Source organism: Paludibacter jiangxiensis (assembly GCF_001618385.1).
Lineage (GTDB): Bacteria > Bacteroidota > Bacteroidia > Bacteroidales > Paludibacteraceae > Microbacter > Microbacter jiangxiensis.
The window spans coordinates 1-12,071 of the sequence record NZ_BDCR01000003.1 but is presented as its reverse complement, the minus strand read 5'-3'; the positions used below and the strand labels follow the sequence as shown (position 1 = coordinate 12,071).

Genomic DNA, 12,071 nt, shown 5'->3' with positions numbered 1-12,071 from the left:
AAGCGTGAAAATATTCAGAACTCAGATTGCCAATACCATTCAACGGTTTGCTGTAATTACATGTTTTGCGGGATTGTCAATCTTTTGCAAAGCTCAATCGTCCGACTTTCATCCCTATTTTAGTTTTGGTACTTCTCATGGGGTTAGTTTTTCTAATATCAATTTTTATCCGGCAGTTGTGCAACAGCAGCTTATGGGATATTATGGAGGCATTGCAGCCAACTATGTTTCGGAGAAAAACTTCGGATTGCAGGTGGAGCTGAACTATTCTCAACGCGGATGGAAGGAGCAGGCAACAGCGGGTACTTTTCAACGCAGGCTCAATTATTTTGAAATGCCGGTACTGACCCATTTTTATCTCGGAAATAAATTCCGGTGGATGCTCAATTTTGGCCCAAAGATTGGTTATCTGTTGTCAGAAAGCTCTCAAAACGCCGTGACATCGGCGTCTCATGAAGAGTACACTATGCCAATTGCTAATAAATTCGACTATGGATTTTGTGTCGGCACTGGCTTCGAACTTTGTGCCGGTTCTACAAGTTACACCTTAGAAGGGCGTTATTCTTTTGGTTTGAGTGATATTTTTCCCAATTCAAAAAAAGATACTTTCGGAAATTCCGGTAATAGATTCGTGTCTATAACACTGGGGGTGTTTCTTCATTTTCCGGTTCGTCAACATTAAGAACGTAGCGCTTGTAGTATGATATAATCAGCGTGGTGAGTGGGAGTGCAATTATCATTCCTACAATCCCTAAAAGCGCTCCCCATACTGACAATGAGAGTAAAATAAGCGCCGGTTTCAGGCCTGTCATTTTTCCCATTATTTTAGGAATCAGAAAAAGATCCTGTACTATCTGTACAATTGCAACTACAATGGCTAACTCCAGAAAAAGCATGGGAAAGCTTTGCCCGGTTTCCGCAGCCCGGATCCACATCAGAAAGGTAACCGGAATATAACCGAACCATTGAAGGTAAGGCACCATGTTGAGCAACCCGATAAACAGTCCCATGACAATTGCCAGCGGAAGCCCGACAATGGAAAACCCTACAGCACACATAATTCCTACCATCCCTGCCACAAAAGCCTGTCCTCTGAAATAACGATTCATTCCCATCATCAAATCGTCTACCAATCCCTCAAAGAAAGGGCGGTATTTGGTGGGAATTGCGCTTCTCCATCCGTTCGTTATCTTTTCGTAATCGAGCAGGATGAAAATGACATACAACAATATCACAAAGCCGATAAATAAGCCCAGAATAAATTGAAGCGTGCCTGATAAAAAGCTCATAAAGTGGGGCTGAACCTTACTTATCACTTCCTGGAATGAAGAGCTGTTCATTAAGTTCTGCAGCTCTTTGTACGAAAAATGATCAACAATGTATTGTTGCCATTCGGACGGTAGAAACGAGAGTTGGAACTGATGCGTTTTAGGATTTATCAGGTATTGAGAAATAAGTTGACTTGCCCTTGAAACTTCGGACGAAACAGGATCGACGAGAAGCAATATACAACCAAAAGCTATTCCTATAAGCGTCACAAACGAAACAAAAATGGACAGCGAACGGTAGTGTAATTTAAGTTTGAACTGAAAAAAGTTCACCATCGGATTCATCATGTAGGCGATGAGCCAGCCCAGCAGAAACGGAAGTAAAACGCTACTAAGATAATTGACCAGAAAATAGAGAGACACTAATATAATGAGGCCAATTATTAATCTGACAACTCTGTCGAAGGTAAACGGGCGGCTTACATGTGCGGACATATATTGCAATTTAAAAAACAAAAATAGAAATATGTTGCAAGTTATAGCTTTTCACGAAGCTTTCAAAACATTTTATCGAAAATAAAGAGGAACTGTTTGGTGTTGGTACATAAAAGGCATTCCTCAAAAATGCTTTCGCATAACTTTTGCTTAAAAATAACATTATGGGGCAATGAAAAATGCTTATATTTGCCTGATTTTTCATTGCCTGAAGAGGGGCAGTCTAATACAAGAGATCGTCGATAATCTATGATAACGATAAAAGAAGTATCTACACGGAAGGAACTGAAACAATTTATCATGTTTCCTTTTGAACTTTATAAAAATAATAAAAACTGGGTTCCACCACTCATTATGGACGAGTGGAAAATGCTGGATAGCACAAAGAACCCGGCATTCGACCATTGTGAAGCATCGTATTTTTTAGCATATAAGGATAATAAAATCGTTGGGAGAATAGCAGCGATTATTAACCACAAAGCAAATGTGCGTTGGGATGAAAAGCGAACCCGTTTTGGCTGGATTGCTTTTATTGATGATCCTGAGGTGTCGAAAGCATTGTTGGATGCTGCTGAAGCCTGGGGTGCTGCAAAGGGCATGAAAGGAATTCATGGGCCTTTGGGCTTTTCCGATCTTGATCCGGAGGGAATGTTGGTGGAAGGGTTTGAACATGAGCCGAGTATAACCACTGCATATAATTTCTCCTATTTTTCCAAACATCTCGAACATCTTGGTTTCAGAAAGTCGGTGGATTGGGTCCAATATAAATTTAATGCAGCGCAGGAGATTCCTGACAAAGTGAAGCGTATCAACGAACTGATTATGCAAAAATATAAGGTGGAAGTGGTGATTCCTAAAAATAAAAAGGAAATCATGCGCTATGCACCTCAGTTTTTTGAGACACTGAATGCTGCATTCAAAGATCTTTATGGGTTTGCCGAATTGACTGACCGTCAGATTGAGTTTTACATTAAAGCTTATCTGGGATTTGCAAGACCTGAACTTTTGTGTTTCCTGCTGGACGAAAGCAGCAATGTGGTTGGGTTTGGCATTAGTTTCCCATCTCTTTCCAAAGCATTCCAAAAAGCGAAAGGCCGAATTTTTCCTTTTGGTTTTCTCCATATACTGAAAGCGCTTAGAAAATATGATACTGTGGATTTGTATTTTAATGGTGTACATCCTGATTGGCAAAAAAAAGGAATTCATTCTCTTTATTATGTGGCCATGAATGAGCAATACAGGAAACACAATGTCAAATATGCCATTTCAACCGGACAGCTTGAAACAAATATCAATGCAGTGGGAATCTGGGATAACTATGAAAAAGAACCGTATTTCAGAACCCGTTGTTTTATTAAAGACTGACCGATAACGATTTGTAATAAATAACCTAAAGCCAAACTGAATTTAATTTTGTCTGACTGTCAATGAAACGCTATTTACCGATATACCCTATTGAAATAATTACATTTATCTGGATCATTTTTACCGGTCTCTTCATTTTGTTTTTTCCTTCATCGGTGCGAGAAACAACCTGGGTACATTTGTTGATGATGAGAGGAACCATTATGGCTGGATTTGTAGCCGTAATGTTGCTTCACAGGGTGAGCGGATGGCAGTTTCTTACCTATTTCAGGCAGTTGGCTCCTATCTTGCTCATTACTTATTGGTATCCGGAAACATATTATTATAATCAGCTGTTTTTTAAAGACATAGATAAGTTTTTGATAGCTGCCGATCAATGGGTATGCGGATGTCAGCCCAGTACTCTTTTTTCTGAATTGTGGGCTCCGGCAGCATGGTTTAACGAATTGATGAATTTTGCATACATGTCTTTTTATCTGGCACTTGCTTTTGTTCATCTCTATTTTCTCAAGGTTAAAACAGAAAAGGCTTTCTTTGCCTCCTTTGTTTTACTGAGTTCATTTCTGTTGTTCTATATGTTTTATATATTTTTCCCTGCGGAAGGACCCCAGTTCTACATTTGCTCTCATCCATCGGCTGCCATTCCGAACTACGGACCAATGCGAGGTTTGCTGATGTGGCTTCAGTCTGAAGGAGAACGTCCTACAGGGGCAATTCCCAGTTCGCATATAGGACTGATGGTGACATATATGATTTTATTTTGGTATCATGCCCGTAAATTGTTTTACTGGATATTACCGTTTTCAGTATTATTGGCTCTTTCAACTGTATATATAAAAGCACATTACGTTATTGATGTGATAACAGGAGCTGCACTTGCATTTCCGTTTTATTTCTATAGCGTTTGGCTGTGGCACAGACTTAATCGTCGTTTCCAACCCTCGACTCGAAGTGTATGAATGGATTTAACGAAGCCGAATGGTTAGCCAAGCTCAATAGCCCAAAGCATCGGAGTGCTGCTTTTGGACGAATTGTGCAGGAGTATCAGCAGCCTATTTATTGGCATATCCGTAAAATGGTGTTGAACCATGACGATGCCAATGATGTGATGCAGACTACTTTTATGAAGGCATGGAGTGCTCTTGATAGTTTCAGGGGGGAGTCCAAAATTTCGACCTGGTTATTTCGTATTGCTGTAAATGAAACCATTACGTTTTTAAATAGTCAAAGAAATAAGAACAGCTATTCTACGGACGATATTGAAAGTTCGATGGCGCAAAACCTGGAAGCGGATCCTTATTTTTCAGGCGATGAGGCGCAGTTGAAATTTCAGAAAGCTATAATGAAATTGCCCGATAAACAGCGTTTGGTATTCAATATGAAATATTTTGATGATCTCAAATACGAAGAAATGGAGGAGATCTTAGGTACATCGGTAGGAGCATTAAAAGCATCTTATCATCATGCCGTTAAGAAAATAGAGGCATATTTGTTGAGCGAAATTTAAACTATTACGAAGACGATCAGTCTAAATACAAAAAACTAAAGAAGATGAATATGAATTCCAACTTTGACAAAAGAAATCCATTCACGGTGCCTGATGGATATTTTGAGGATTTTTCTGCAAAGATGGCTTCGATGACCCAAACATCCATGCCAAGTTTGCCTTGGTATAAAAAGACAAAATCCTGGATCGCTATTGCTGCGACATTGTCAGGGGTATTAATTGGCGCTAAATTGCTGATCCCGGTAGAGATGGCGACCAAAACTGTTGCTCAGCAACATACTGTTGAAGAATCATTCATTTTAAATCAGATGGATGAGGCCAGTTTGGCTAATTATTTATGCAGTAATGATGCTGAAGAGCAAACTTCTAACAAGTAAGAGTTATGAGAAGATTAATTTTATGTTTTATAGTTGTCTTTGCATCCACTTTATTGTTTGGACAGCAACGTAATCCCCAATTAGAAGAACTAAGAGCCAAAAAAATTGCTTTTATCAAACAGCGGGTCAATATGACTGACGATGAAGAGAAAGCATTTTGGCCGCTTTATAACGAGCTGGAACAAAAAAGATGGGAGATCAGCAAACAGCGCGATCAGTGGAGATTGACCAAAAAAGATGGGAATACGGATTTTGCCAAATTAAACGATTTGTATATCTACTCCGAAGTCACACGAGCTAAACTGGCAAGAACCTATCATGAGCAATTTAAGAAAATTCTTCCACCGGAAAAATTGTTCAGATATTATATTGCAGAACGCGATTTCAAAGAAAAGGTGTTGGAAGAAATAAAACGAAAAGCCAACGAAGCCAGACGTAAGTAGAAATTTAATATACTGCTCAAAACATTGAAAAGACTGTCCATGCGGACGGTCTTTTTTTGTGCTTATATCTGTCGTTTTGTCATATCTTTTGTCAAAAAAGCGAATGGAACTTTCTGTTTGCTGTCAAAATAACCCGCTAAGACAAATTTATATTGCCAGGCTGTAGAAAGCGTGATTTTGTGCGATTGGTGTGTAAATGACATGTAATCAATGTTTAAGGTGTTTGGGTAGGGACTTTCTGATGCGGAGATTGGCTTGTTGGCATAAGGTTTGCTTTTAGGTAAACGTCGTTCAGGGCATAACAGATACGAAAAAAATTAATACAAAACATATATTTTACAGACAACTATGGGAAAAATTATTGGAATTGACTTAGGTACCACAAACTCATGTGTGGCCGTTATGGAAGGTAACGAACCTGTCGTAATTGCAAACAGCGAAGGAAAGCGTACTACCCCTTCTATTGTTGCATTTATTGAAGGTGGAGAACGTAAAGTAGGAGATCCTGCAAAACGTCAGGCAATCACAAATCCTAAAAAAACGATCTTCTCCATCAAACGTTTCATGGGAGAAACATACGATCAGGTTCAAAAAGAGATTGGCCGCGTGCCATATGAAGTGGCTAAAGGAGACAATAATACACCACGTGTTGATATCGATGGTCGTCTTTATACCCCGCAGGAAATTTCGGCAATGATTCTTCAGAAAATGAAGAAAACTGCAGAAGATTACCTCGGACAGGAAGTAACCGATGCGGTTATTACCGTTCCCGCTTATTTTAGCGAATCACAACGTCAGGCAACAAAAGAAGCAGGCGAAATTGCAGGTTTGAATGTCCGTCGTATCGTGAACGAACCTACTGCAGCTTCTTTGGCTTACGGTCTGGATAAGACTCACAAAGACATGAAGATTGCAGTATTCGACCTTGGTGGCGGTACTTTCGATATTTCTATCCTTGAATTGGGTGACGGCGTATTTGAAGTAAAATCAACCAATGGTGATACTCACCTGGGTGGTGACGACTTCGACCACGTGATTATCGACTGGCTGGCTCAGGAATTCATCACCGAAGAGGGCATCGACCTTCGTCAGGATCCGATGGCTTTGCAACGTTTGAAAGAGGCTGCTGAAAAAGCAAAAATCGAATTGTCAAGCTCAACTTCAACCGAAATCAACCTGCCGTACATCATGCCGGTTAACGGTATTCCAAAACACCTGGTGAAAACGCTGACCCGTGCTAAATTCGAACAATTGGCTGATAACCTGATTCAGGCAACTGTTGAGCCCTGCCGTAAGGCACTCTCTGATGCCGGTTTGAGCGCTTCGGATATTGACGAAGTAATCCTTGTCGGTGGTTCTACCCGTATCCCGGCTATCCAGACAATCGTGGAAAAATTCTTCGGTAAGTCTCCTTCCAAAGGTGTAAATCCTGACGAAGTGGTAGCTGTTGGTGCTGCAATTCAGGGTGCTGTGTTGACAGGTGATGTAAAAGACGTTCTTTTGCTCGACGTAACTCCGCTTTCACTCGGTATTGAAACCTACGGAGGCGTAATGACAAAACTGATCGAAGCAAACACTACCATTCCAACCAAAAAGTCGGAAGTGTTCAGTACGGCTGCTGATAACCAACCTTCGGTACAGATCAATGTGTTGCAGGGCGAACGTCCGATGGCACGCGATAACAAGCAGATCGGTGTATTCCACCTCGATGGTATTCCTTCAGCTCCGCGTGGTGTTCCTCAGATTGAAGTTTCATTCGATATCGATGCAAATGGTATTTTGAAGGTTTCAGCAAAAGATAAAGCAACAGGCAAGGAACAGAGCATCCGTATCGAAGCATCAAGCGGATTGACCGATGCTGAAATCAAACGTATGAAAGACGAAGCTGCTGCAAACGCAGAAGCAGATGCTAAAGAAAAGCAACGCATCGAGAAACTGAATCATGCAGACTCATTGATTTTCCAGACAGAAAAACAATTATCCGAGTTTGGCGATAAACTGCCGGCTGACAAAAAAGCTCCGATCGAAGCAGCACTTGCTAAGCTGAAAGAAGCTCATAAAGCTCAGGATCTGGCAGCTATTGATACAGCAACCAAAGAACTGGAAAGCGTATTCCATGCAGCAAGCCAGGAGATGTATAATGCTCAGGCCGGTGCACAAGGCGCTCAGGGAGCACAGCAACAACAGTATCAACAACCAAACGAAGGCGCTTCTTCCAATGACGGAAAAGACAACGTAACCGATGTTGATTACGAAGAAGTGAAGTAAGATGCCATAAGCATCAATAACTATATATTATTAAGCCGCTGTAAACAATATGTTTACAGCGGTTTTTTGTTTTGCGTTTTTTGTGGATGTGAAGAATGCAAACTCATTCCAGCGCACTCGTCTTAATAATTAGATAATTAATCACTTGCAAGATAATTTAAATTCCAGCTTCGACATAATATTTGCTTTATGCATATCTCCCGAGCGGGGACAAATTGTTAGCTGATTTGCTATTTTTTTTTGATCCAATCCTTTATAAAGTAATCTTACAATATATGACCAGGTCCAATTTCCTTTTATGAATTTTGTTTTTGATATTAAATGCTATCGAATCTGTTCAAAAGAGCCTGTTTTGTGGTCAATTTTTATGCCACTGGATGGATGAATTTTATTTAATATTTACTTACAACTCTTAATGCTTTTGTTGTAGTAAATCTGTTGATAATTTTTGGTCAGAGAAGTATCTATTGTTCCTAAAGATCTGAAGAACCAACCAGCTTTTTTGTTTTGATATGGATAACTGTGTATTATCCAGTTTATCAGGTATATGTGTAATGAGTAATTGTTATTTTTTTATTTGTAATTATATAAGATTATGATGGCAAGAATGTGATTTTAGGATAAATATTACAACTATTTACTTATTCATAAGTAAGTATTTTTACTTATAGCTTGTGTAAATATACATATTTGAATAAGCCAATATGTCATTCTTTTCTTACGCTAATTAAGTTTTGAATATGTATTTGCGGCAATTTTTCATTACAGAATAAATGAAATAAATCATTATTGCATATAGTTGTCCGTAATGACAGTAACCATAGGAAGTGTAAATTATATATATCACTAATATGTATTTGCGTGTTTAATAAAAATATATTGTTAGTTAACACAAGAATGGCATTGTCTCAGCTCTTTATATTACCAAGAATAGCCGAATAAAAAATAATAAATAACAGATTATGAGACATATATGTGAATAGAAACAACCGGTAATTAACCTAAGCCCTCCAACCTGATCGCGAAATTGCTCATTTTTTTATATTACATTCTTTTTTGCTCACTATATCAGGTTGTATTTCAGTGTTATAACGCATGTTGGTAAAAAATACATTTTTAAAAAAATCCTTTTTTATGCATGATTTTCCAAACGAGATCTGCATTTTTCACTTACTATGATTTATGTCATTCTACCATTTTTATCCATTTTGTCAACATATATCTTTGTCGTAGTTGATTTATTAGCGTCTTTTTACAAAATGGTATATTTCTACTTGCGATTGAAAAACAACCAAATTTCCTGCTCAACGACATTTAAGGTATAGAAGTAAATTCTTCACGATTAGAAACCAGCAGCAGAGGAAATTCAGAGAATCAGAGCAGAGCATCAATCTCAAGTAGGTGTCTCCTGAATATTTAGAATTGCCTTTTGTTTTCAATAATCTAATCTAAAGAGTTTATGAAAACCTTTACTTCCCTTTTCCTTTCAATTATCACGATTGTTGCTTTGGGATTTACCCAGAAAGCAAATGCGCAAGATTGCACAGTTAGCGTAACCGGCTGCCCACCTACTTATTTGACAACATGTGCAGACACCTACCAAAATTCGGTATTGGGAGCAATGGTTAATTTTACGCCTCCTTCATTTGCTGTTAGTTGCTACTCCAATTATTCTTTTGTCATGAGCTTTGATCTAAACGAAAGCTTGTCAGGCACACAATGTTGGGATTACACTGGCGTGCAGCGTGTTGGTACAGGAGGTGGAGAATTAAGATTATTCCAATCTTCCGGACAAACCGCTCCCTCTTTCACATCTCCTGCATTTTACATTACAGGCCCGACGAACTGCGATATTACGATCTTCCGAGATAACGGAGATTTATTTAGCTGCAATGTATACCTTGTAAATTCCGCCGGAGTAAAATCACCTAGTCCTGTAGCTTCTTTTAACGTGGATGGCACACAAACCGCGGGGACCTTAAAGGATTATCTATTTACAGCAAACCCGTCAACCGTTGGCTGGCAAAATGGAGTTTACAATTTTCTGTTTGAATTTAGCAATGTGAATAATGTTAGTAATAAAAATTTAGTAACATTATTGCAAATTAACGCAGTGTTATATGGATCAGGATGTTCCGGAGATGTTAATTTTTCTGTAACAAGCACAAGTGCCCCTGGTTTTTATCCCGTTGGGTCAACGCCGGTAACCTACACCGCTACATATAAAAATTCAAGCGGGGTTATTGTTTCAAGTCAACAATGCACCTTTAATGTTGTGGTCAACAAAACATCTATTAATAATGTATCCACAACACCCACAACATGTAACGGAAATAATGGCAGCATCACATTTACAGCCAGTTCGGCAAACACTTCAGAAAACCATTTAGAATATAGTTTGGATGGCACCACCTGGTATCCGATATCTGGTGGCAATGTTGTGACTACAACTCCACAAGCAGGAACAACTACCACATCATGGCAAGTAACAATGACGATTCCAAACTTACACGCACAAACATACAATCTTCAGGTGCGTGACACTCAAAAAGGATGCACGCCAGCATCACAATCAGTTAATGTATTAAACACAGCTGATACTCAAGCTCCCACTTTTACCCGTCCGGCAGACATTACTATTTATACAGATGCAAATTGCGCATATAACGCGTCCCCATCCGTTACCGGTGATGTTACGAATGAATCGGACAATTGTTCTACAGGATTGAATGCCACTTATAGTGATGTGATTAATAACGGCACATGTACCGGCAGTAAAATCATTACCCGCACATGGCACTTAGTAGACAACAATAATAACGCAGCTGCTGATCAGGTTCAAACAATTACAATACTTGACAATATAATCCCTGTTTGGACAACAACAGCAGGATCTCTTAACAGAACCGTTGAATGCAACGATGCAGACGGTTTGACCGCTGCTCAGGCTTTAGCCCCTGTTGCTACAGACAATTGTTCCAGTGTTACTTACACAAAAACATCCGGAACATTTGTTTCCGGAACTTGTGGAGCTACCGGGACATACACAAATACATGGGTTGCAAAAGATGCCTGCCTGAATACCAGCGCTGTATTTACTCAGGTTATTACAATAACAGATAACACTGCACCTACATGGACTACAACGGCGGGATCACTCGACCGTTCGGTTGAATGCAGTGAAGCAACAGCTTTATCGGATGCTCAGGCCTTAGCCCCTGAGGCAACAGATAACTGCGGAAGCGTGACCTACACAAAAACATCCGGAACATTTGTTTCCGGAACTTGTGGAGCTACCGGAACATATACCAACACATGGGTTGCAAAAGATGCCTGCCTGAATACCAGCGCTGTATTTACTCAGGTTATTACAATAACAGATAACACTGCACCTACATGGACAACAACTGCCGGATCTCTTGATCGTACAGTTGAATGTAGCGATGCTACAGCGTTATCAAATGCACAGGCATTAGCTCCCACCGCAACAGATAACTGCGGAAGCGTGACCTATACAAAGACATCCGGAACATTTGTTCCCGGAAGTTGTGGAGCTACCGGATCATATACCAATACATGGGTTGCAAAAGATGCCTGCCTGAATACCAGTGCTGTATTTACTCAGAAAATCACAATTATAGATACCAAAGCTCCTGCATTTGTCAAATTCCCGGCTGATGTAACCGTAGAATGTGACGCTGTACCTGCAGTACCTACTATCGGAACAGAGGTGACGGCTACCGACAACTGCGATGCCAACGTGACCATTACCTATGAAGGCCAAACAAGATCCAATGGATCCTGCCCTGACAGCTACACTTTAACCCGTACCTGGAAGGCTGTAGACAACTGTAGCAACGAGACTACCAAAGCACAGGTAATCACCGTTCAGGATACCAAAGCTCCGACATTTGTCAACTTCCCGGCTGATGTAACCGTAGAATGTGACGCTGTACCTGCAGTGGCTACTATCGGAACAGAGGTGACGGCTACCGACAACTGCGATGCCAACGTGACCATTACCTACGAAGGCCAAACCAGAACCGACGGCACCTGCCCTGATAGCTACACTTTAACCCGTACCTGGAAGGCTGTAGACAACTGTAATAACGAGGCTACCAAAGCACAGGTAATAACCGTTCGGGATACCAAAGCTCCGGCATTTGTCAATTTCCCGGCTGATGTCACCGTAGAATGTGACGCTGTGCCAGCCGTGGCTGTTATCGGAACAGAGGTGACGGCTACCGACAACTGTGATGCTAACGTGACCATTACCTACGAAGGCCAAACCAGAGCCGATGGCACCTGCCCCGATAGCTATACTTTAACACGTACCTGGAAGGCTGTA

10 protein-coding genes are annotated in these 12,071 nt (G+C 40.3%); 8 read left to right on the top strand and 2 right to left on the bottom strand.

Going from position 1 to position 12,071, the window contains the following annotated elements:
- Positions 1–4 precede the first annotated feature (4 nt).
- A complete protein-coding gene (locus PJIAN_RS06420) occupies positions 5–682 on the top strand; it encodes a porin family protein (RefSeq protein WP_068703263.1) in 678 nt (225 codons plus the stop codon).
- On the opposite strand, the gene PJIAN_RS06415 is transcribed toward PJIAN_RS06420, so the two are convergent.
- On the bottom strand, positions 636–1,763 hold the full coding sequence (locus tag PJIAN_RS06415) for an AI-2E family transporter (protein WP_068703261.1): 1,128 nt from the start codon (positions 1,761–1,763) through the stop codon (positions 636–638). The genes PJIAN_RS06420 and PJIAN_RS06415 overlap by 47 nt on opposite strands.
- 249 nt (positions 1,764–2,012) lie before the next feature.
- On the opposite strand from PJIAN_RS06415, the gene PJIAN_RS06410 reads away from it, so the two are divergent.
- The 6 genes from PJIAN_RS06410 to dnaK all read left to right on the top strand — a co-directional run bounded on the left by PJIAN_RS06410 (position 2,013) and on the right by dnaK (position 7,723).
- Entirely contained in the window at positions 2,013–3,128 is a 1,116-nt protein-coding gene (locus tag PJIAN_RS06410) for a hypothetical protein (RefSeq protein WP_153802501.1), read from the top strand.
- Between the two features lie 62 nt (positions 3,129–3,190).
- Positions 3,191–4,087, top strand: a complete 897-nt coding sequence (locus PJIAN_RS06405; protein WP_068703257.1) for a phosphatase PAP2 family protein — start codon at positions 3,191–3,193, stop codon at positions 4,085–4,087.
- Positions 4,084–4,635 (top strand): RNA polymerase sigma factor, encoded by a 552-nt coding sequence (locus tag PJIAN_RS06400; RefSeq protein WP_068703255.1) that lies wholly within the window; start codon positions 4,084–4,086, stop codon positions 4,633–4,635. Before PJIAN_RS06405 ends, PJIAN_RS06400 begins: the two co-directional genes overlap by 4 nt.
- Before the next feature lie 44 nt (positions 4,636–4,679).
- Positions 4,680–5,012 (top strand): hypothetical protein, encoded by a 333-nt coding sequence (locus PJIAN_RS06395; RefSeq protein WP_153802500.1) that lies wholly within the window; start codon positions 4,680–4,682, stop codon positions 5,010–5,012.
- Between the two features lie 5 nt (positions 5,013–5,017).
- The gene (locus PJIAN_RS06390; RefSeq protein WP_153802499.1) at positions 5,018–5,455 is read left to right on the top strand and encodes a hypothetical protein; all 438 of its coding nucleotides are present in this window, start codon (positions 5,018–5,020) and stop codon (positions 5,453–5,455) included.
- Between the two features lie 348 nt (positions 5,456–5,803).
- Positions 5,804–7,723 carry a molecular chaperone DnaK gene (gene dnaK / locus PJIAN_RS06385; protein ID WP_068703249.1) on the top strand — a complete coding sequence of 640 codons (1,920 nt, stop codon included), beginning with the start codon at positions 5,804–5,806 and terminating at the stop codon, positions 7,721–7,723.
- A 141-nt stretch (positions 7,724–7,864) separates the two neighbouring features.
- Here dnaK and PJIAN_RS15075 read toward each other — a convergent pair whose 3' ends face one another.
- Positions 7,865–7,996 (bottom strand): LuxR C-terminal-related transcriptional regulator, encoded by a 132-nt coding sequence (locus PJIAN_RS15075; protein ID WP_369691202.1) that lies wholly within the window; start codon positions 7,994–7,996, stop codon positions 7,865–7,867.
- 1,186 nt (positions 7,997–9,182) lie between these two features.
- Here PJIAN_RS15075 and PJIAN_RS06380 point away from each other — a divergent pair.
- Positions 9,183–12,071 (top strand): hypothetical protein (locus PJIAN_RS06380; protein ID WP_084252307.1); only part of this gene is annotated, 2,889 nt, incomplete at its 3' end.